17 protein-coding genes are annotated in these 21,338 nt (G+C 41.4%); 6 read left to right on the top strand and 11 right to left on the bottom strand.

All coding sequences use genetic code 11. The features are described from left to right. Window positions 1–135 precede the first annotated feature (135 nt). The 4 genes from AC59IL_RS09355 (at window position 136) to AC59IL_RS09340 (ending at window position 6,523) form a co-directional block, all read left to right on the top strand. Window positions 136–1,599, top strand: coding sequence for a DUF3375 domain-containing protein (locus tag AC59IL_RS09355; protein ID WP_496551850.1), 1,464 nt, complete (start codon window positions 136–138; stop codon window positions 1,597–1,599). Window positions 1,600–1,604: 5 nt separating this feature from the next. Further along, entirely contained in the window at window positions 1,605–2,204 is a 600-nt protein-coding gene (locus tag AC59IL_RS09350; protein WP_496551849.1) for a DUF4194 domain-containing protein, read from the top strand. A 153-nt stretch (window positions 2,205–2,357) separates the two neighbouring features. Further along, window positions 2,358–5,768 carry an ATP-binding protein gene (locus tag AC59IL_RS09345; RefSeq protein ID WP_496551848.1) on the top strand — a complete coding sequence of 1,137 codons (3,411 nt, stop codon included), beginning with the start codon at window positions 2,358–2,360 and terminating at the stop codon, window positions 5,766–5,768. A 251-nt stretch (window positions 5,769–6,019) separates the two neighbouring features. Beyond that, window positions 6,020–6,523 (top strand): hypothetical protein, encoded by a 504-nt coding sequence (locus AC59IL_RS09340; RefSeq protein ID WP_496551847.1) that lies wholly within the window; start codon window positions 6,020–6,022, stop codon window positions 6,521–6,523. A gap of 85 nt (window positions 6,524–6,608) precedes the next feature. On the opposite strand, the gene AC59IL_RS09335 is transcribed toward AC59IL_RS09340, so the two are convergent. Further along, window positions 6,609–7,946, bottom strand: coding sequence for a hypothetical protein (locus AC59IL_RS09335; protein WP_496551846.1), 1,338 nt, complete (start codon window positions 7,944–7,946; stop codon window positions 6,609–6,611). A 209-nt stretch (window positions 7,947–8,155) separates the two neighbouring features. Further along, window positions 8,156–10,825, bottom strand: a complete 2,670-nt coding sequence (locus AC59IL_RS09330) for a family 10 glycosylhydrolase (protein WP_496551845.1) — start codon at window positions 10,823–10,825, stop codon at window positions 8,156–8,158. A gap of 170 nt (window positions 10,826–10,995) precedes the next feature. On the opposite strand from AC59IL_RS09330, the gene AC59IL_RS09325 reads away from it, so the two are divergent. Further along, complete coding sequence (locus AC59IL_RS09325) at window positions 10,996–11,421, top strand: hypothetical protein (protein ID WP_496551844.1); 426 nt, start codon at window positions 10,996–10,998, stop codon at window positions 11,419–11,421. A gap of 44 nt (window positions 11,422–11,465) precedes the next feature. Here AC59IL_RS09325 and AC59IL_RS09320 read toward each other — a convergent pair whose 3' ends face one another. The 3 genes from AC59IL_RS09320 to AC59IL_RS09310 all read right to left on the bottom strand — a co-directional run bounded on the left by AC59IL_RS09320 (window position 11,466) and on the right by AC59IL_RS09310 (window position 14,354). Beyond that, entirely contained in the window at window positions 11,466–12,512 is a 1,047-nt protein-coding gene (locus AC59IL_RS09320) for a nucleoid-associated protein (protein WP_496551843.1), read from the bottom strand. A 115-nt stretch (window positions 12,513–12,627) separates the two neighbouring features. Continuing rightward, entirely contained in the window at window positions 12,628–13,728 is a 1,101-nt protein-coding gene (paaE, locus tag AC59IL_RS09315) for a 1,2-phenylacetyl-CoA epoxidase subunit PaaE (RefSeq protein ID WP_496551842.1), read from the bottom strand. 26 nt (window positions 13,729–13,754) lie between these two features. Then, window positions 13,755–14,354: a TetR/AcrR family transcriptional regulator gene (locus tag AC59IL_RS09310; RefSeq protein ID WP_496551841.1), complete on the bottom strand. Its 600-nt coding sequence runs from the start codon at window positions 14,352–14,354 to the stop codon at window positions 13,755–13,757. A 480-nt stretch (window positions 14,355–14,834) separates the two neighbouring features. Between AC59IL_RS09310 and AC59IL_RS09305 the strand changes: the two genes are divergently transcribed. Continuing rightward, the gene (locus tag AC59IL_RS09305; protein ID WP_496551840.1) at window positions 14,835–15,758 is read left to right on the top strand and encodes a PfkB family carbohydrate kinase; all 924 of its coding nucleotides are present in this window, start codon (window positions 14,835–14,837) and stop codon (window positions 15,756–15,758) included. 204 nt (window positions 15,759–15,962) lie between these two features. Here AC59IL_RS09305 and AC59IL_RS09300 read toward each other — a convergent pair whose 3' ends face one another. From AC59IL_RS09300 to AC59IL_RS09275, 6 genes are all read right to left on the bottom strand, one after another. After that, the gene (locus tag AC59IL_RS09300) at window positions 15,963–17,090 is read right to left on the bottom strand and encodes a hypothetical protein (protein ID WP_496551839.1); all 1,128 of its coding nucleotides are present in this window, start codon (window positions 17,088–17,090) and stop codon (window positions 15,963–15,965) included. 27 nt (window positions 17,091–17,117) lie between these two features. Further along, window positions 17,118–18,275, bottom strand: coding sequence for a hypothetical protein (locus AC59IL_RS09295; protein WP_496551838.1), 1,158 nt, complete (start codon window positions 18,273–18,275; stop codon window positions 17,118–17,120). Between the two features lie 30 nt (window positions 18,276–18,305). Further along, on the bottom strand, window positions 18,306–19,487 hold the full coding sequence (locus AC59IL_RS09290; RefSeq protein ID WP_496551837.1) for a hypothetical protein: 1,182 nt from the start codon (window positions 19,485–19,487) through the stop codon (window positions 18,306–18,308). A 98-nt stretch (window positions 19,488–19,585) separates the two neighbouring features. Continuing rightward, window positions 19,586–20,047, bottom strand: a complete 462-nt coding sequence (locus AC59IL_RS09285; protein ID WP_496551836.1) for a hypothetical protein — start codon at window positions 20,045–20,047, stop codon at window positions 19,586–19,588. Between the two features lie 3 nt (window positions 20,048–20,050). Beyond that, a complete protein-coding gene (locus tag AC59IL_RS09280; RefSeq protein WP_496551835.1) occupies window positions 20,051–20,839 on the bottom strand; it encodes a hypothetical protein in 789 nt (262 codons plus the stop codon). Window positions 20,840–20,842: 3 nt separating this feature from the next. Continuing rightward, window positions 20,843–21,337 (bottom strand): hypothetical protein, encoded by a 495-nt coding sequence (locus AC59IL_RS09275; RefSeq protein ID WP_496551834.1) that lies wholly within the window; start codon window positions 21,335–21,337, stop codon window positions 20,843–20,845. Between the last annotated feature and the right edge of the window lies 1 nt (window position 21,338).

Here is a 21,338-nt window from a genome sequence, read left to right as displayed (position 1 = left end):
GAGAAAAAATTAAAAAGGTGTTTGGGTACCAGAAATTTTATTAACAAGTAGCTATGCTAAAACGAGCTAAAATGGGGGAAACATATTCAGCATTGCATTCGTAATTCGCCTATTTTAGGCCGTTTATTTGTGACCATGAAACAGGAAGACTTATCATTTTTATTGACTACGAGTCCCGCTATACAAATGCTCCGGCAACGGAGCGCCCGCTGGCTTTTGCCTTTTTTATATCGGGTGTATAAAGAAGAGAACCGGTTTATTATTGGTGAAGAGCTGCTGATACAATTGCTTACCGAAACATTGTCGGCACAGGCCGACGGCACCGAAGACTTTGAGGAAGCCAAAATTATTTTTGGTGAAGATGAAGAAACCCGTAGCCGTAAATACATTTTAAGCTGGGTGCAAAAAAGAATTCTGCAGGATTTACAGAATGCCGAAGGAAATGTTCAGTACCAGTTAAGCGCCCATACCGAAAAAGTGTTTCAATGGCTGCTTACCCTGCAGGCGCGCAATCACGTAGGCACCGAAAGCCGGTTTAAATTATTGTTTAATTCCCTGCGCGATATTGTTGAAAAAACCGAAGACGACCGAACCCGGCGCTTGCAGATGTTGAAAGATCGCCGCGCTGAAATTGATAAGGAGATCAGGGCTATTGAACACGGACTGGCGCCCGACAACTACAGCAACGCGCAGGTGCAGGAGCGGCTTGAACTGTTTACCAGGCTTTGTTACGAACTGATCAGCGATTTCAGAGAGGTGGAAGATAATTTTAAAGGCATCCATCGCGCCATTGTTGAACAGCACACCAAAGCCGAGCAAAACAAAGGCGCCATTGTGGGGTTTGCCTTTGAAGCCTACGATGCTTTACGAAACAGCAACCAGGGTAAAAGTTTTTATGCCTTCTGGGACTTTTTAATTTCCCGCGCCGGTCAGCAGGACTGGAAAGACCTTACCGAGCAATTATTGGAGCTGCTGAAAGATCGCGGTCTGCAGGCGGATGACGATTTTTTGCAAAACATCAAATCGTTGTTATTAGAGCAGGGTAAGAATGTATACGATGCCAATGATAAAATGGCCGAGAAGCTAAGTCGCATTATAACCGAAAAAGAAATTGCCCGCCATAAACGGTTACGCCAGCAAATAGGCAACATCAAGGAGCTGATCTTTGATTTGATGGAAGAAGAAGTGAATTGCGGTATTACTCTTGATGAAGGCGTTGAAATAAAAATGGTGATGGAACGAAAGCTGCAATTTGAACAAAAGAAAGCAATCGTTTCGGTTAAACAACCTGTTGCTGCCAGTGAAAAAATTGCCGATCCTGAAAGATTCAGCCGTATAATAAATACTACGCATATCGATAAAAAACGACTTTGGCAAAAAGTAGAACAGGCATTGAAAGAAAAACAAACAGCTACATTGAAAGAAGTGTTGGAACTGCAGCCGCTTGAAAACGGTTTGGCCGAAGTGGTTAGCTATTTTGGTTTTTTGCGCGATAAAGCAAGCCGCGTACAGGTAATTCATAATACCAGTGAACATATTCCGTTAAATGAAACGGCTACAAAATTTGTAGAAGTGCCTTATTTGTTATTTAGTAAATAATGAACATGAACCCGCAACAAAAAATATTACCATATACATCAGTATTTATAAAACTGCTCAAGGGACCGGTTGAATATATTGAAAAAAGCACCTGGGAAAAACTGATACAATATAAAACCGAGCTCACAGGCTTTTTGCTGCAACTGGGTTTAACCCTGGTGCTCGATGAACAGGATGGGTACGCTTATGTAAAGCATACCCTGAACGACGAGGAAGATACTTCGGTAACCTGGATTCAAAGAAGATCTCTCACATATGAAGAAAGTGTAATGCTGGTATTGCTACGCGAAATGATGGCTGAATTTGAAGTGGGTGAGGCAACCAACAGGGAACTGATAAAAAAGCGAAGGGAAATAAAGGAATATGCCGAACTGTTTTTTAAGGAAAATGCCAGTCGCGTTAAATTCCTGAAAGAAATTGACCGGTTAATTGATAAGGCAGAAGAAAATGGTTTTTTAGATAAAACGGAGCATCACGATCTGGCCGATGAACAAAAGTTTCGCATTAAAAAAATCATAAAAGCGAAAGTAAGCAGCGAAGAGCTGGATGCTTTTTATATGCAATTACAAAAGTTTAAAGAGGAGAAGGATAACCAGATGGTTTAATGGTTATATGGTTTGATTGTTGGTTTCCGATTTTTAGTCACTAATTATTTGTCGGAGATTTTAATTTTTGGGTTTCCAACAATTTAGCAATCAAACCATCTAACAATTATAAAGTTTACGCTTCACGAATAAATAATTTGATTACCTATTCATATGCAGTTAAGTGTTTTTAGTACCGACAGTCAGAAAAGCGGTTTCCGGTTGCAATACATGGAGATATTTAACTGGGGAACATTCGACGATGTAGTGCACAGCATTAAACCGTTGGGCGAAACCAGTTTATTAACCGGAGCCAATGCAAGCGGCAAATCAACATTGGTAGATGCATTACTGACCCTGATTGTTCCTGAAAAAAAATACCGTTTTTATAACCAGAGCAGCGGCAGTGACAAAAAAGGCGATCGTACCGAAGAAACCTATGTATTGGGTGGTTATGGTTTTTTGAATAGTGAAAGCACAGGTTCCGTTAAAACGCTGTACCTGCGCGAAAACAGAGACGAGGCCTATAGTATTATACTCGCCAATTTTGCCAATGAAGCCGAACAAACAGTAACCCTTTTTCAGGTACGGTATTTTTCGGGCGGCGATATGAAAAGGATCTTTGGTATTGCCCATAAAGCATTGCATGTTGAAGAAGATTTTAAACCGTTTGATTTAAGCGGTAACTGGAAGCGCAGCATCGATCAGCGCTATAATAAAGGCAGTCGCAAACAGGTTGAATGGTTTGATGCTGCCAGCAAATATGCACAGCAACTGGTGCATGTATTGGGTATGCAAAGCGTGCAGGCATTGCAACTGTTTAATCAAACCGTGGGTATAAAAGTGTTGGGTAACCTTGATGAATTTATCAGGACCCATATGCTTGAACCGCGCAATATGGAAGAATCGTTTCAGGAGCTTAAAAAACATTTGGCTACTTTACTGGATGCACAGCGCAATATTGACAAAGCCGAAGAACAGATAAAATTACTGCAGCCGATTGAGCAACACTTTACCGCCTGGAATACATTAAAAGAAGAAATTCAGGTAACGGAGCAGGTATTGCAAACCGCCAGAATCTGGAACAGCTACACCAAAAATGAATTGTTGCATCAGGCTATTGAAGAAAGCAATGCCGCTATAAAAGATATTCAGCAAAAAATTCAGGTAGTAAAAATTACTTACGACCAGTTGCAGGAAGAAGAAAGGGTTATTAAAAACAATATCGACCAGAATAAGGCGGGTCAGCGAATGCAACAGCTTGAAAAAGATGTGCAGGACCTTGAATTAAAAAAGTTGGAGGCCAACGAGCACCTTACCTTATTTACCAGCTGGTGCGACGATTTGCACCTTGAAGAAAAGCAGCCGGCCGATGAAGCCGCCTATAACCGCATCGTAAAAGACGCCAATCGTAAAAAGCTGGAGCTCGATACAAAGCAAAGGAATAATGAAGAAGATGAATACGAGGCCAAGCGAACAAAAGAAAAATCGGATGGCGCGAAAAAGCTGATTGAAGATGAACTGAACAACCTGCTGCAAAGCAAAAATAATATTCCGGCCCATTTGATAAATCTTCGCAAACAAGTATGCGATTCACTGAATATTGATCAGAATGACCTGCCCTATTGTGGTGAGCTGATGCAGGTACGGTCAGACTCTATGGAATGGCAACCGGCTTTGGAAAAACTGTTGCGGGCATTTTCGTTACGGTTGCTGGTGCCCGACAAACACTATAAAAAAGTAAACCGGTTTGTAAATAATAATAATCTGCGTGCAAGGCTGGTGTATGAACACATTACCGATAATCCGCTGGTGCAAAATCCCGAAGACGATACGGTATATGAAAAGCTGGAATTTCATCCCGATAACAAATTGAGCAATTGGGTACAGCAACAGATCATCAGGCAGTTTGATTATGTATGTATCGACGATGAAAAAACGCTCGACCGGTACGATAAAGCCATTACATTAAACGGACTGACCAAAAACAGGTCGCGCCATGAAAAAGACGACCGCCCCGAAAAAAATGATGCCGGTAATTATGTAATGGGCTGGAACAACGATAAGAAAAAAGAATTCCTGATAAAGAAAAGGAATCAGCTGGCAGATGACATTGTAAAAGCCAGTGAAACCCTTGAAAAATGTAAAAGCAAAACCGCCAGGCTGCAAAAGCAGTTCTATGCCATTTCGCGGTTACACGAACATAAAGGGTTTGCCCTCTTAGACATCGCCGGTATACAACGGAATATTCATAAAATACAGGAACAAATAAAAGGACTGCGAAAGGCCAATAAGGAGCTGGATAATTTAAAAGCGCAGTTATTGGATATTCAGCAGAAAAAAGATGAAGCCGAAAACCAGCGTGGTCAGCTGGTGCGGGATGAAACGCGCCTCGAAGATCGTATACAGCAATACCAGGCGCAGCAGGAAGTATTGCAACCGCTGCTGCAACATATAAATGAACACGATAAAGATGCCCTGTTACAGTTTCAACAGCAACAGGCCGCTTTATTATCATCGATCAGTTTGCAGAACATTGATGAAATATATGAAAATATAAAAAATGAAAAAACGCGGTTGCATGATAAACAGAAAGACGAACTGCACCGCGAAGAAACACAGTTAGACAGATGCATCAATCGTATTAAAAATCCTTCGTCTGAATTAAAAAGCAGGTTTTCGCCCGAGTGGGAAGGCGATGTGCAGCATTTACCCGAAGAAGCTACTTATGCCAATGAATATATTGAATGGCTGAATAAATTGGTGCATGAAAACCTGCCCCGCTTCAAACGCGATTTTGAAAATTACATCAACGATACCATCACTTACAAAATCGGCGGGCTTAATGAGGAAATGGAAAAGTGGGAGCGCGATATCAGTAACAGCGTGCAGCGATTGAACCAATCGTTAAGCGGTATTAATTTTAACCGCCTGCCCGATACGTATATTCAGCTGGGCAAAAGGCCTGTGCCTACCGGATCAGATATCAAAGAATTCAGGGCCCGGTTGCTTAATGCACTGCCTCAGGTAGCCAACTGGCAGCAAAGTAGCTTTGAAGAAAAATCGCGGCACTTTACCCAAAAGGTACAACCGCTGATCGACGACCTTGATAAAAATGAAAGTTTCCGCAACCGGGTAATGGATGTGCGCAACTGGTTTGAATTTTGGGCCGATGAAAAATTTCGAAATACCGATGAGTTGAAGAAAACCTATCGCCAGATGGGACAATTATCGGGAGGCGAAAAAGCCCAGTTAACCTATACCATTTTATGTAGCGCCATCGCTTATCAGTTTGGTATTACCCGCGAAGGCAAAAACAGCCGGAGCCTGCGATTTATTGCGGTGGATGAAAGCTTCAGCAATCAGGACGAAGAAAAGGCAACCTATTTGATGGAGTTATGTAAACAGTTGCACCTACAGCTATTAGTAGTAACGCCAAGCGATAAAATTGCCATTGTTCAAAACTTTATCGCGCATGTGCATCTGGTGCAGCGTGTAAATAACCGGCACAGCGTGTTATATAACATGACCGTTAAAGAACTGAAAGAACGCATTGAAGAAGTAAATGGCGAACTGGTGCAATGATCAACAATACTTATCAATATACAATAACTATGTTTATGTGTGATGAAACCATATTACATCACATAAGTGCTTACTATTAAATTTCTTTTCTTGATCATACTCAATTCCCTGTTCTAAAAAATTAAGTACCAAATTGGTTCCCCGCATTATTTGCTGTTTGCCGGCATACCGGTGGCCGGCATGCTATAGCATTTAAATAATTTTAAATGTACTTTTAATATCTAACGTCACCCTATTAAAAAAATGTCCATATGAAAGCCTTTTTTATCACTTTACCAGTTTGCCTGGCAGCAATGATCATTGTATTTGCTATTACAAAATTCTCTGTTGTTGATAAACGACCGGTTGATTATAACAAACAAACGGAAACTAACAAGCCAATTTCACAAGCGTTAATTGCTCAAAGTGATTCGAATATAACGAGTCACATAAATGATTCAATAGAAAGAAATAAATTGCAGGTTGATACATTAAATACAGTTAACAAAGTGGCCGAAAATGACAAGGGGTTGTCTTCAGATTCATCTTCTTCATCTTTGCCCTCCCTCTCGGATCAAAAGCCGAAGTCGGATAATTCAAAAATCAAAAACAAGAATTCTGTTAGAAAAATTGCTGTGAATGCCTCGGCGAAAAAGCACGATTCAATTGAATTTGGCGATATTTCACCAGCTAACCCATCAACTTCCGGCATAGCTGATAAAAACGCTGATATCAGACAAAAGACTGCGGATGGCGCCCTTGCACACAAAAATTGACACTGATTCTTTTATCCATAAAAAAGGCCCCCATAAGTGTCTGACTTATTGGGGGCACTTCAAAGTATGATGCAGCCTCTTCACTTTACCTCGATGTTAACTTATAAATACCATCTGGTCTTACCGATATAATGGTGTGGTCGTCTAACGGAAAATCATTTGTTACATAATCGAAGCTTTCGCATTGAACAAGGGTGGTTTCCTTTGTATCGGTATTCAATACATAGTACCCGTCGATCCTAAAGAATGTTGCGTAGTCGAAATGCTGATGAAACAGGATGCTGTTATTTTTAATGGCATTTATTTTACCAAATTGCACACTTCTTCCTGTGCTGTATTCGCTTTCGTAAATCTTATTATTTTGTTTATATAATGCAAACCGGCTATCATATGATTGTGAGGGAGAGGGTAATATTTTATACTGCGAAACAATAATATACTGATTAGCGTCATCAATATACTCGATGGTTGCTGTGTCTGCCACATCAAGAACGTTCACCAGATTGCCGGTATTGGCGTCAACAACTGTATTATAGCTGTAAATTTTATCAAAATTGTTTGTGCGAACAGTTGTAAAATTAATTGAACTTAAAGGGTACACCCTTTTTGAATTATCATTTAAATTGATCAGCGTTGTTGTGCCGGCGGTAAATTCCGGGTTGGTAACCAGAACGTGATTGTTGATTATTCGCGAAGTTCTTCCATAACTCTGGGATACCCAATCAATAAAAACCGATTGTTTGGTATTGATATTATAACGCACCAATGCATTTGAGTCGCTGCCCAGAATGCGGTTATTATATCTTCCGGTTTCAATTAATATTTCATCATCCGATATGGCTCTGACCATCATACCGCTTACATCGCCCGCAATGGTATCTGTTTTCAGATCGGTAAGAGATAATCTTTTCAGTGTAAAAGTAAAATTGGAACTCGAATAATCGTTTATAAAAATTGTTTTGTGTGATGGAGAAATGTCATAAGCGTTGTAGCCTACAAATTGATTGATACTTAAAACTTTTTGATAATCATAAGCGCTTACATAGTTATGTGTATAGCCTGAAATGGAGTATTGATAAATGGTATCGTTTAATGAGGCTGATTGAACAATAAAATTGTACTTATCGCCGCTGCTGAAATTATAGTTTATTTCGGTTGAATAGTAAGAATTGTTGTCATTGTTGATAGCATAAGTACCTATAGTAGCAGTATCTTTTTTCAGAAATAATTTTGTGAGGGCTCTGTTTTGATTATAGCGAAATGAAACTTTCAGTTTGTTTTGCGATAGTGGAATCACTTTAAACAGCAAGGGATCACTTACCTGCATTATAATTGCGTTGTGTTGCTGCTGCGGAGCCTCTGATGGTTTGGTACAGGCATATGCAAGGGTGATTATTAAAATGAGGGGCCATTTATTTCTCATAGCTAAAGTTTCAACAAAACTAAATAATACTAATGTTAACAGTTTGTGATAGTAAAGGGTTAATAAAAAAATAACCGGCTTTTAATAATCAATTCGTTATACTTAAAAATATTTGTCGATTGCCGTAATAGGCTTTGGTAAGCGCTCTTACAACTAAAAAAGGTAACCAGTTGCCCGGTTACCTTTTTTAGTTGTTAAAGAAAAAAAGATCAATGCCCTTGCTTGATAAGTTTAATTGTTTCTTTCTTATTTCCCTGTTTTACTTCAAGATAATAAACACCCGGCAGGTAATTGCTGCCCAGGAAGAACAGACCGGTGGCCGGCAGGCCGTTCCGGGATTCGATGATCTTTCCTGCATTATCGGTTACCGTAATGCTTAGCGATTTGGGCGATGTGCTAAGCGTCATAATAATGAACTGATGCGGAGCAGGGTTCGGGAACGCTTTTACGGTTAAAATACCATCTTCATCACCGGGAAAGCAGGGTACGGTAACGGTAGTTTGTTTGCCGGCGGTATTGCCGCTGCTATCGGGCGCTGTAATAGCAATTGTATAAACTCTGCCATTGCCAAACCCCGAACGTTCGGCCCTCAGTTGCACATGGTGTTCATCAATGATTATCCAGTCGGGCGAGGTGTTACCAGAGCCATTACCTGTAACAGGTTCGTTGCTGGTTACCGATAAAGAACTGTTTACTGCGCCGCAGTTATCCAAAGCAGTATAGTTCACCGTTATATCGTGCAACTTGTGATCGGGCGGCCATAATTGCGAAGGATCGGCCGATACATTGGTGATAACAGGACTTTCTTTGTCTTCTACAATTATTGTATTGGTCCAGTTAGCTGTATTACCTGCATGGTCTGCAACTGTCCAGGTAACCACGGTAGATCCCTTTGCGAAAACAACACCTTGTAATGAGTTTGCTACTACGGGGCCGGTTGTAATTCCGTTGTAGATAAGTGTGTAGGAGAATAACAAACTATCGTCGCAATTATCGGTGGCAATAATATCCAATTGATTGCCTGCCTTAAACGAGCAGGTGCCTGAATCAACTGCGAAGGTAAGTACGCTGCCGTTGGTTATGGTGGAATCAAGCGCAGTGATAAGCGGCGTTTCGTGGTCAACCGTTCTTACCACAAAATTGCAGGTATCGGCATTACCGCCTGCATCGGTTGCAATTAAGGTGATGGTTGTATCGTGTTGCCCGTTTATAATAGTGCCTGCGGCAGGCAGCTGCGTAACGATTACAGCAGATGATGCTTTAACCGTGACCAGCTGTGCAAAGTTGGGTAAGGTTGCAGAGCAGGATGCATTCAACACCAGCATGGTATCGGGCAGGCATTCGATATCGGGCGGCAGATTTGATACTGTGTTAGAGGCGCCGCTTTCGTTGTGAAAACGGTCGGTGGTAGTAACGGCGTAATAATATATACTATCTGCTGCAATGGTTTTATCGGAAAACGTAGTTGTGTCGTTGACCGTAATGGCCAATATATTGTTTACATCGCTGGTATCTATCAGCGGGTTTTGCGAACGGTAAATCACGAATTGCCATGCTTTGTTGAGCTCATCGGTGGCGGATGGTTTCGTCCAGTTTAATACCACTGAATCATTTCCGTATTTAACGGCGGTTAACGACGAAGGCGACGCAGGCGCTAAGCTATCGCGCCAGGGCATATTAGGCAACAACGCAGGTTTGTTGTAAAAGTACAGGCGCAACGAATCGCGAAAACCTAATTTGGAAGTGCTGCGTAAACTATTGGTATTATAAACCGCCTGACCCGATATATGACTGAGTGAGCGGTTCAACCGAACTTCATTAGGTATCATGGAAGGGTTGGCCCAGTTGGTGCCCTGCGCCGGATCATTTACTTTATAACCTGCAAGGCCGATATACATGTGCCGGCCGTAGGTATTATTATTCCACCAGGGAACTACCACGCCGTAATTGGCGCCGGCCTGGCCGATATACCAATATACCTGCGGACATAAATAATCGATCCATCCCTGTTGCAGCCATTTACGGGTATCGGCATACAGCGAAGTATAATGTTCAAGTCCGCTGGTAGCCGAACCAATATCGGGGTTGGTGCTATTGCGATAAATACCAGATGGCGATACGCCAAATTTCACCCAGGGCTTAATGCTTTTTACACTGTCGTACACTCTTTTGATAAGCAAATTCACATTGTCGCGACGCCAGTCGGCGCGAACCGTAAAGCCACGCGGATCGGCGGCATACGATGAATCGTCGTTAAAAGGCGTTGTACCCGAACCGGGCGGGGAAGGATAAAAATAATCGTCGAAATGAATGCCATCTACATCGTAACGGTGTACAATATCTGCAATAACAGAAGAAACATAATCGCGTACAGCAGGTATGCCGGGGTCGAGAATGCGCAACGTTCCCTGGCTTAACAACCATTCAGGATGTTGTTTGGCAACATGGTTTTCGGCAAAGGACGACAAACTGTTTGAGTTGCCTGCAGCACGGTACGGATTGAGCCAGGCATGAAACTCAATGCCTCGTTTATGGCATTCATCGATCATGAATTGCATGGGGTCCCAGTAAGGATCAGGCGCTTTGCCCTGCGTACCGGTTAAATCGGCCGACCAGGGTTCAATGGAGCTGGCATACATGGCATCGCACTGGCTGCGCACCTGAATGAACAAAGCGGTTAATCCGGTGGTTTTGTGGTGGTCAACAATTGAAATAAATGCCGCACGTTGCTGGGCCGGTGTTTGTGTGCGGTTAGGCCAGTCGATATTAGTATAAGTTGCTATCCATGCTCCTCTGAACTCACGCTTGGGCGCATTTTGTGCAATAGCTGAAATAAATAGAATACAGGTTACAGAAAGGATAAGTAAATGTTTAAGCATGTTAGTTAAATTTGCTGGTACTGCCGAATTTACAGACAATGTTTTTAAAGGCTGCAACATTTGTAGCCGCAAAAACCTGCATATTCAAACAGGCTTTTTATATTAAATAGTTTACTGTTGCGTATTTTTGTTAAGAACGGCCCCGCCGATGGCGGAGTAAACCCAACACTATGTTTCGAAAAAAAGTTGATGTAGATGTTATTAATGATGTGCTGCAATTGCTGCTCGAAGCGCAGCCACAATCGACTTTTGTGCAAAGTTTGAATCTCCAATATCAGGAGCGCGGCGGATTAAGCAAAAAACAACTGGAGGGTTTATATAAAAAAGCACAGAAAATTAAAACTTTTCCGGTTAATAAACTCGCTACGCTGGAAGCAGTAATATTGAAAAGGCCTACCCGTTATAAATCGGCCCCGCCCCCACCCAAACCACTGTATGAAAAAGACGAACGCCTGGGGCAAATGATGGAGGCTATTCTGGCAAAATATCCCCAACATAAAAGGGTGGTGTTTCTGAAATCGAAGTTCGACAACAACGAAACATTATCCCCTGCCGAGGTGCTGGAATTAGAGCGGTTCAGTAAACTATTAAAATAGGAGTGGAATTTATAATTCACCATTGACCATTCACTATTCACGAGTTAACTCTCTTCATCGAAGTAGAGCTTGTAAAACTTTTTGCCGCTCATTTCATCAACTCCTTTTTCGATCAGGTCGCGGCGGCCGTGAATGTAGATATGAAAATTTTTATCAAGCTTTAAAACCGTTTTAAAAACCCGTTGTTGTTTTTTTACGGCAGATACGTGAATGGCAAACTCATCTTCAATTTCAAAGTTCCTCGACGATTCAAAATTCTTTTTATAATCCATAAACGTATCCACTATTTCCTGGTGATGGATAACCTCATTGGTAAATTCCTGTAAGTTAAACTGCTCTTTGGTTTTGAAGTATTCCATGGAGCGGTTCAGCATATCGATCTGATCGCTTTTTGATACTTCAAATTTTTCGGCGTATTCGTTGGTGATAAAATTTTTGCAAAGGCTCAGGTATTTGTCGGTATGATGGTAACTATCGGCATAGGGTTCTACCTGTAAAAAATCGGTGACCCAATATTGGGCGTCGTTTTGTTTATTGGTAGCATCTACCACGCAAACTTTATAACCTTCTGCCGTATTGGTGTTAAATATCAGGCAACCTTTATCGAGTTTATTGATGTTTACGCCTTCTTCATGAATAACTTCCCAGCTTTGGCCATGCTGAAACACCTTTAAGAATGTTTCTTTTGATTCTGACTTAAATATGCCTACCGCCCTTATAAAATCATTTTCAAAAGGCACTTCATCAAAAAGCACCACATATAATTCGCCTTCCTTTACTTTTACATGGGTCGATTTGCTGTACAGGAATTGGGCCAGCAAAACCGACTGCTGCACAAAGGTTTCTCTATCTTCAAAAATTTTTCTTACAAAGGCGTATACCTCATTCATTTGTACATCGCTGAGGTGGGTAAAACGGTATGATTCGTTTTCATTAAAGGCACTGAGAAAATACCGGGTAAGTAATCCTTTTACAATGTCATCGTTCAGGGTAAGCGGGTTTATTGAAAGCTTAAGATCTTCTCCGCGTGAAGGATTGCCTACTTTATGAACAATAACCTGTTGTAGCTGTACGCTGTCTATTCCGGTCATAACCTGTTTTTGAGCCTGCGAAGATAATACTTCGCGTAAAGGCGCAAAGGTGCAAACAAATTCTTCGCCTAAAATTTGTTTCGATATAACAAATACAGTGTTTTTACCGGAAATTCTACTTCACATCAAAATCAATAACCACTTTTTCAGTGCGGGGATGGCTTTGGCAGGTAAGAATATAACCCGCTTCCACCTCTTCCTGTTCAAGGGCGTAGTTGGTATCCATATCAACCTTGCCCTGTACTAATTTCGCTTTGCAGGTGCTGCAAACACCGCCTTTGCAGGAGAAAGGTAAATCGGCGCCCTGTTTTAATGCGGTTTCGAGTATCGTTTCGCCATCAAATGGCAGATCAAAGTCAAATGAAATGCCATCTAATTTTACTGTTACCTTACTGCTTTGAGTGGCCAGTTTCTCTTCTCTTACTTCCGGCTTTTTCCCGATACCTATCGGGACTGCTTCCGACTTCGCTCCCGGTGTAGTAAACAGCTCAAAATGGATCTTTTTTTTATCAACACCCTGTTGCTGCAGCCAGTTCATAACAGTAAAGATCATTTGCTCAGGACCACAAATAAAGGTATGGTCCATGGCATGCACATTGATCAGCTTTTTGCTCAGCTCGTTTAATTTATCGTCATCGATACGGCCCGAATAAATGGCTGCTTCGGTTTGTTCGCGGCTTAAAACAAAGTGAATGGCAAGCCGGTTGATGTATTTATTTTTAAGCGCTTCGAGTTGTTCTTTAAAAATAATACTGTTACGGTTTTGATTGCCGTATACCAGCGTAAATGAACTATCGGGTTCTGTGCCAAGCGTTGTTTTAATGATAGATATCACCGGTGTAATGCCACTGCCTGCTGCAAATGCGAGGTACTTTTTTTTATGTGATGGGTGTAGCTCGGTATAAAACGTGCCGGTAGGCGGCATCACTTCCATGGTATCGCCCGGCTTTAACAGGTTATTGGCCCATACCGAAAATTTTCCGTAGGGAGCCTTTTTGATAGCAACACGCAATTCATTTTCGGCGGGACTGCTGCAGATTGAGTAAGATCGGCGAACTTCTTCGCCATTCATGATGGTTCGCAGTGTAAGGTTTTGTCCCTGTTTAAAAAGATAAGTGGTTTTTAAATCATCAGGCACCTTAAAGGCGATAGATACACACTCGGGAGTTTCTTTTCTTATGTCTGCAATCGTTAAACGATGAAAATGCGTAGCCAAATGAACAAATTTTTTTTCGTGAAAAACTATGCCTGTTTGCGCAAACCGTCTACCAGTATCTGCACCATGTTATCTTCGAGTAATTCGCCGGGAATTTTCTTTTTACTGCGATGCCACGATTCAATACCGCTAACGGCATGTAACATAATTAATACCGCTGTGGGGGCATCGATGGGTTTTATTTCTCCTTTGCGAATTCCTTCTTCAATAACCAGGGCAATACGCTGGCGATAGGCCCTGCGCTGGCTTTGTATGTTTGATAAATAGGGATCGGTAAGGTGTTTCCATTCGCGGTCGCTTACATATACCTCTTCATAATTATCTACCATTTGCCTGATATGGAAACGAAGAATTGCCTGTATTTTTTCAATAGCCGTTTTGTTAGGGGTAGCATCAACTTCTTCGATTTGCGACATAAAGTTGTTGGCTACTTTAAAACAAATTTCCTGCAGTATTTCGGCCTTTGAGCTGATGTGGTTGTAAAGACTCGCTGCTTCTACGCCTACATGTTCGGCCAGGTCGCGCATAGAAGTAGCACTGAAGCCCTTTTCGCGAAACAGCTTGGCGGCTTTCGCAATAATTACGTCTTTTCTGGTTCCGTTTCTGTTCCTTTTAATTTTAGCCATATTCCGGGAATCAAAGATAATAAAATGCTAACATTTGTTAGCGTGAATTTGTTAATTACGGTTAAAAAAGTAAAATTAGTTTACTAACGATTAAGTGGCAATAACACTAAGCGGGCAGTATTTTGAAAAGTTTATCCCGGTTTTGCCGGGAGCAGTTGGGCCGTTATAGCCAGGCTGTTGAATTGCCAAACTGCCACCTGATTTGCCCAGGTGTGCATTAAGAGTAACGAACCAGGTAGTTTTTGTTTAGCCAGCAATCGAAAAAAACAGCAACCGGCAAGTTAATAAATAGCTGTCAAAACCGCATAGTTGTTTCAACACATCCAAAATTTCGCGTACGTTTGCACGCCGCTTTATTCCGGTTTCGGTTCAGGAACAGGACTTTAAAAGAGGCAATTACCAGATTCTTTCACCAATAAATTCTAAGTCGCCCTATGTTCTCCCACTTGTGGTTGGGCAAAAAGGGATAAAATTTTGCTTATGTCTTTGATCGTTGTGGGCACTATGGCCTTTGATGCTATCGAAACGCCTTTCGCCAAAATCGACCGTATTGTAGGCGGATCAGCCACTTATGTTGCTTATGCTGCCAGTAATTTTATTCAGCCGGTTCAGCAGATATCTATTATTGGGTTCGATTTTCCAAAGGAGGAATTAGACGAGCTGGGCAAAAGAGGCGTGCAGTTTGACGGGGTTAAAGTGGTTCCTGACAAGAAATCATTTTTCTGGAGCGGCCGGTATCATCTTGATATGAATACCCGCGATACGTTGATAACCGATCTGAACGTATTGCTTGATTTTGATCCCGTGGTGCCGCCATCGTATCAGAATGCCGAGTTTCTGATGTTGGGTAATCTTGATCCGAAAATTCAGATCAGTGTTATCAACCAGATGAAACAACGCCCCCGGCTGATAGTAATGGATACAATGAACTTCTGGATGGAAAGCAGCATGCCCGAACTGGAGCAGGTATTGAAAATGGTAGATGTGTTGATGCTGAATGATAGCGAAGCCCGCCAGTTAAGCGCTCAGTTTTCGCTGGTAAAAGCCGCCAAAGAGATTATGAAAATGGGTCCCAAATACCTGATCATTAAAAAAGGCGAACACGGGGCTTTATTGTTCCATAACGACCAGGTGTTTTTTGCACCTGCCTTGCCGCTCGAAGATGTATTTGACCCAACAGGCGCCGGCGATACTTTTGCAGGCGGCTTTATTGGTCATATTGCCCGAACAAAAGATGTATCGTTCGATAATATGAAAACGGCCATCATTGTAGGATCGGCCATGGCATCTTTTTGCGTTGAGAAGTTTGGTCCGCAGCGACTGAAAGAAATTACCCGCGCCGATATCGATACCCGCATTCAGCAATTTGTTGACCTGGTGAATTTTGATATAGAACTCGTATAAAATATTGAATGTCGAATTATGAATGACGAATGTTGAAGTATCTGTACTTCGATATTCGTCATTCGTCATTTAATATTCGATATTGTTTAAGGAGGGTAAAACGAGCCGTATAAAAAAGAAAAACGAAACGTATAAAAAATGCCCCTCCGTAATGGAAGGGCATAATCAAAACCAACTGCATAGAGAAACGACTGGGGTATATGCTTATTCTCCTGATCTTTCAATAATTCTATATTGAAATGTGAAAGAAAAGTCGACCGGGTTGGTGGTGAGGCTCGCGAATTTAAATGTGGCTACACCATCTGCAACATTTCCCACAATCTGGGCTCCCATCTGATAATCGAAATTGAAGCCGGTACCTGTACAATCGAAATATTGTGTAAAGCTACTTTCCCAGGGTAAGGATATGTTTAAAAAAGTATTGGTGCCTGACGCGCTTATAGGATCAATAGTAACCAAACCTGATACATGTACAGTGTTGCCTATGCGCATAGCTGAAACAGTTTTGGGCGTTACACTTTGTACATTTACAAGACCGGTGTACACGGGCAGGTAGGTTATATCGAGAACGTTTGCAGGGGCCGGCCAGTTATGCAGTGAAGCTAATCTGCCGGTAGATAGATCATAGGCAACAGGCTTGTAATTTTCTGTGTCGTTGGTATATGACAAATGGTCAATGATAAAATTGCTATATGAATTTTTCCATATAATGGCCTCGGGACGTATGTATAACTCAGAATTATGGGGAAAATCTTCTCCAGGTCGGTAAGCTCCGAAGTCTATTGAATTTATTCCCGGGCCGGCTATAAGATTGGTTTCATTATTGCTGACCTGCAAATATGCATGTTGTGGCGATATGTTAAGCGACGACTTTGTACTGTCTACAGTATTCTCAGCATTGCGTAAGGCGGATGATATTGTAAAGGCGTTGTCGTACTGAGAACCCGGATCCATGCGAAATGTATTGTGCAATTTGGGATCCTCAGGGAAAATTGAATAAGATTCCAATGCATCGAACCTCATCTGGTAAATGCTGTCGATGTACAATTGTTTATGGTTCCAGTTGTGTACATAATCCCCATCGGCTTTTACCGAAGCTGACTGAATACTATGCAGGCGATTGAAATCGGCAATGGCTTTTGCAGTGACCAGTACATTATCATTAATGCTGTCGGTTGAATTAATATTGGTCGAAATTCTGTCTATCCACCTGTCTGTTAAATACAGCCGCTCGGTAAACACACCTCTTTTTGCCTGCACCTGACTGGGTAGTTGCTGGCCAGATACGGCTATTGATGTAAGAAAGAATAAGGTTAGAAATAATATTTTCATTTTTTAAAAATATTCTTGTTATTTATTTTAATTCATCAGCATATACCGAATTTCAACTGAGATGTTTTTCCATCCATCAATATTAGATAGCGTACCATCTTTTACTATTAAAGTACCATGATCATAGCCAGTTGGGTACATGTGGGTTGAAACAACATTTCCATTTTCATCAGAAGCCGATATAGTGATCCAGAAATACCCAAAGGCAGTGGTATTGAAAGAATAATTACCGGCTGCGTTACGGGTCCAGGTAACATTTCCCATTGTATTTTCCAGTACAACGGCCGTTGGATTGTTTGTACCTGTTTGCGATAATAATGCAACATATTTGGGAAGCTCAGAGTATGAGGCAACCCCCAAAGTGTCATCTTCAATATAAAGATTATCGCCTAACGTAATTTGCTTCACCACTCCATTGTTGTCGCTGCCTGCTAATATATCATCAGCGCCTGAAAGACTATTGAATCTTACATCTCCGTTTACAACATTTAACTGATATGGGTTAATGGTTGCATTGCCGATCATTAAATTACCTTTAGCGTTTATTCCCATACGCCGCGCATATGCGCCACTGGTGTCGGTGGTATTAAAAATGAACCCACTGCTTAAATAAGTGGGCGCTGCTCTTTCAACAAACCCATATATGTTCATTGTATTGGTTACTGTGCTGTTATTACCCGGAATGCCGGAAAAAAGGATGCTTCCGATGGCGTCGCTAAATACTAAACTGTTTAAAGGGCTGAAACTGGGCCATCTGTTTTTAAACAATACGATATTTGATCCGCCGATATCAAAGGATGATCGTTGAACAGAAAGACCATATTGTCCGGACCGTTGTGTTATAAAAACCGGCGCCGGGAAACTGGGTGATAAAAGGTTTTGGTAAGAGTTGTGAGAACCAAATATTGCATGGCCCTGCAACCATATATTAGCAGGTTGGGCAAACGAAAATTGATTATATATATAACTGTTTTTGACAGAATCGGCTATCGCCTTTCCGGTTGGCAGCACACTATACAAACTTTCTGTAGTAGAGAGGTTGCTTATAATGTGATCGATCCAGGTTTCGTTCAAATAAAGCTGTTCGGTAAATACACCTTTTTGGGCCTGTACCTGGCTCGACACTTGTTGTGCCGAAACGGTTATTGATATAAAAACAAACAAAACAAAAAATAATAGTTTCATATATAAAACTTTGCGGGATGTTTATTTTAATCAGGGGGTGGTGGTATATGCCCGAATTTCAACTGAAATGCCCGACCAGTCATCTATGCTGGCAAGTGTTCCATTTTTTACTACTAATGTTACTTTGTTTGCGGCACTCTTAAACATACGGGTCATAACTGCCCGGCCCGTTTCATCCGAAGCGTTGGTATTGAGCCATAAAGTAATTCCATCAGGAACTGTTGCCGTATAATTGCCGGTTGAATCACGCATCCAGGTAATTTCTACCCCTAATGTGTTTTCCCAGACCCATGCAGAAGGATTGCTTTGACCCGATTGGCTTAATTTGGCTACGTATTTACCATAGCCTCCGGGCTGAGTAATGGCATTCAGCGTACCATTGTTAAAGTATAGGTTTTCGCCCAGCGTAATTTTCTTCAACACGCCATTGTTATCGCTGGCAACAAGTATATTGCCAGATCCTGCAAGACTATTGAATCTTACATCGCCACTGGTTACGTTTAATTTATAAGGATTGGATGTTCCTGAACCGATCATCAGATTACCCTGAGCGTCTAACGTAAGCCTCCGGGCATAAACGCCATTTGAATCGGTGGTATTAAAAACAAATCCGCTGCTTAAATAAGAAGGGGCTACTTTTTCTACCGATCCGTGTATACTCATTACATTGGCTATAGTACTGTTATTACCGGCAACACCCGAAAAAATTATAGTTCCAATAGAATCGCCAACCTGTAAGGCATTCAATGTGTTGAAATCAGACGAATTATTTTTAAACAATACAATGTCGGCAGCGCCAAGGTCGTAAGATGCCCGTTGAATACTAAGTCCGTGTTGCGATGAAAGGTGTGTTATATATACCATGGCCGGATAACCTCCTGCCAGGGTATTTACAAATTTGTTGTTAAATCCAAATGCTGCAGAGCCCTGGATCCATAAGTTGCCTTGTTGGGCAACTGAAAATTGGTTTTTTATAGAATTGATGGTCTTAAACCCTATAAAATCCGTTATTGCCTTACCGGTTGCCAGTACATCATCACTGGCGCTGTCGGCACTGTTTAAGTTTGTTGAAATGCGATTGATCCATTTGCCGTTCAAATAAAGCCGTTCGGTAAAAACGCCTCTTTTCGACTGTATCTGGCCGGACAGCTGTTGTGCAGAAACTGCCATGCCTGTAAGTATAGCAAGAATCAAAAAATAATATCGTTTCATGTTCTGAAGTTTGAAAAATAAAAGTCTGCATGAGGGCATAACCGGCTATAGGCCGGTACTACCTGCATGTAAAAGCTATTTTTGCAGAAAAATTCTGATTATCGTTTATATATTAAAAGCTGTGTGGCATCTGTAATTCCGGTTATGTAAACCGGCATATCGGCTACAGCGTATAGGGCACAATCGAGAATAAAGGCTTCATTCGCCGGAATAATTGCTTCGATCATAACATCATTACCTCCCTGGAAAGTTCCAATGCTTATGGCTGATTCAACGGACGGAATTATGATAACGGATTGTAATCGCCGGCCTGCTTTCAATGTATAAGTGAAATCAGTTGTTGTATTATATGTTTCCGGAACAAATAATGCCACTAACGTATTAATGGAATCTGTTGACGGAAGCGTATTTAAAATGCTTTCAAGTCCGTTTACCGATGTAATAGGTATTTGTTCTTCTTTATGCCAATAACTATCCATCCAGTCGTAAAACTGTTGTTGTAATGGTTTAAAGCCACGCTTAAACCAGTTTTTTAGTGTATTTATATTTTGTACGGCCATGTGTTAATAAGAAATTAAAGCGTATTCGAATTGAAGATTTTGTACATTGTCTCCAAGATCTTGTAATATCAGCGTGAAATGGTCATTGCTTTTATCTTTCACCATCCAGGAACCATCGTTATCTATTTTCCAGTTTCCAAGACTTAGCAAACTACCCGCTACAATATACCTGGAGTTAACCCATGGGAACGTTACTATGGTGGAGTCATCGCGACCGTTTCCAATGTCACCAAAGTATAATACACCTGCATAAAGAATATTGAAAGCCGGCCTGCCATCAATGTCAGTCCAGTTGTGGCGATGGCCCGATGGTGGAAATGTACCTGGTATACCGGTAATCTGATTCCACGAGGGCGTGTATGCATTAAATGCAGCCTGAAGATTATTATGTGCCGTTATAAGGCTTTTCAATCCCTGGCTGATGGCCGACATGGTATCAACGCGAATAAAATCGCTAAAGGTATAGCCGCCGGTTACTCCCAGTTTTGCTCTTTTAGTGTAATAAACTGTTTGCGTGGTTCCATTGGCAAAAATTTCAGTATCGGTTATTTCTTCTGTAATTATCCGGTCGGTTTTTAATCCGCCGGCAAATGGCATCAGCTCTCCATCAATAACTACCCATCCGTCGCTGTAAGTGGCGCCCTGGTCAATTACTCCGGTAACAATTACTCTGCTTCCAAAAGCTTTGGCTATGGTGCTTATTGCTTCGCGATAAGATGTTTGCAAAAAATCGAGCGTGTCCTGATAAGTAGCAAGACCTTCGAGTTTGGTAAAGTCAATTCTTTTATACATTGGTTATACAATTGAAATTTTATACACTTTATCAGGCAGTATATAGCTGTCGATAACCGCCGTCATTTCATTTATATCAAAAGCCACTGCAGCCGGAACCTGTACTATAAAATCATATTGAAACGCACTGGCTTCTCCTTTAAGAATAAGCCAGTTTTTGGGTTTTGTTGTTTCACCTTTGCCGTACAGGTAAAGTGGTTTGTTTTCTATTTTTCGATACAGGAACAACGGATCATAGCTTTTAGGCCTTATTATGGTTATTCGCCGGCTGCTGCCGTCATATTTATCGTTCAACGCCATTTCAACATAACAAACCTGTGGCGTGATCATGAGCTTGTACAGATTGTTTCGTCTGTTAATCAAAAACAGGTTATATACATACACAACAGGATTTACCAGTGCATACAACAATGAAATGAATTTCGGTTTGCGCAACACCTGGGGAACCAGTTGAGTAACGAGCCTTTTATAACCAATATCATATATCCGTTCGTTCATG

This window comes from Niastella sp. sgz303648 (genome assembly GCF_059587045.1).
Note: the sequence above shows the minus strand (reverse complement) of the source record. Positions and strands in the feature narration are given on the sequence as shown.

Excerpts from the sequence above, each read along its gene's own strand:
- AC59IL_RS09280 (WP_496551835.1), bottom strand. The coding sequence starts at position 20,839 with ATGTATAAAAGAATTGACTTTACCAAACTCGAAGGTCTTGCTACTTAT.
- AC59IL_RS09355 (WP_496551850.1), top strand. The coding sequence starts at position 136 with ATGAAACAGGAAGACTTATCATTTTTATTGACTACGAGTCCCGCTATA.
- AC59IL_RS09275 (WP_496551834.1), bottom strand. The coding sequence starts at position 21,337 with ATGAACGAACGGATATATGATATTGGTTATAAAAGGCTCGTTACTCAA.
- AC59IL_RS09325 (WP_496551844.1), top strand. The coding sequence starts at position 10,996 with ATGTTTCGAAAAAAAGTTGATGTAGATGTTATTAATGATGTGCTGCAA.
- AC59IL_RS09330 (WP_496551845.1), bottom strand. The coding sequence starts at position 10,825 with ATGCTTAAACATTTACTTATCCTTTCTGTAACCTGTATTCTATTTATT.
- AC59IL_RS09310 (WP_496551841.1), bottom strand. The coding sequence starts at position 14,354 with ATGGCTAAAATTAAAAGGAACAGAAACGGAACCAGAAAAGACGTAATT.
- AC59IL_RS09320 (WP_496551843.1), bottom strand. The coding sequence starts at position 12,512 with ATGACCGGAATAGACAGCGTACAGCTACAACAGGTTATTGTTCATAAA.
- AC59IL_RS09345 (WP_496551848.1), top strand. The coding sequence starts at position 2,358 with ATGCAGTTAAGTGTTTTTAGTACCGACAGTCAGAAAAGCGGTTTCCGG.
- AC59IL_RS09335 (WP_496551846.1), bottom strand. The coding sequence starts at position 7,946 with ATGAGAAATAAATGGCCCCTCATTTTAATAATCACCCTTGCATATGCC.
- AC59IL_RS09305 (WP_496551840.1), top strand. The coding sequence starts at position 14,835 with ATGTCTTTGATCGTTGTGGGCACTATGGCCTTTGATGCTATCGAAACG.
- AC59IL_RS09285 (WP_496551836.1), bottom strand. The coding sequence starts at position 20,047 with ATGGCCGTACAAAATATAAATACACTAAAAAACTGGTTTAAGCGTGGC.
- AC59IL_RS09290 (WP_496551837.1), bottom strand. The coding sequence starts at position 19,487 with ATGAAACGATATTATTTTTTGATTCTTGCTATACTTACAGGCATGGCA.
- AC59IL_RS09295 (WP_496551838.1), bottom strand. The coding sequence starts at position 18,275 with ATGAAACTATTATTTTTTGTTTTGTTTGTTTTTATATCAATAACCGTT.
- AC59IL_RS09340 (WP_496551847.1), top strand. The coding sequence starts at position 6,020 with ATGAAAGCCTTTTTTATCACTTTACCAGTTTGCCTGGCAGCAATGATC.
- AC59IL_RS09350 (WP_496551849.1), top strand. The coding sequence starts at position 1,605 with ATGAACCCGCAACAAAAAATATTACCATATACATCAGTATTTATAAAA.
- AC59IL_RS09300 (WP_496551839.1), bottom strand. The coding sequence starts at position 17,090 with ATGAAAATATTATTTCTAACCTTATTCTTTCTTACATCAATAGCCGTA.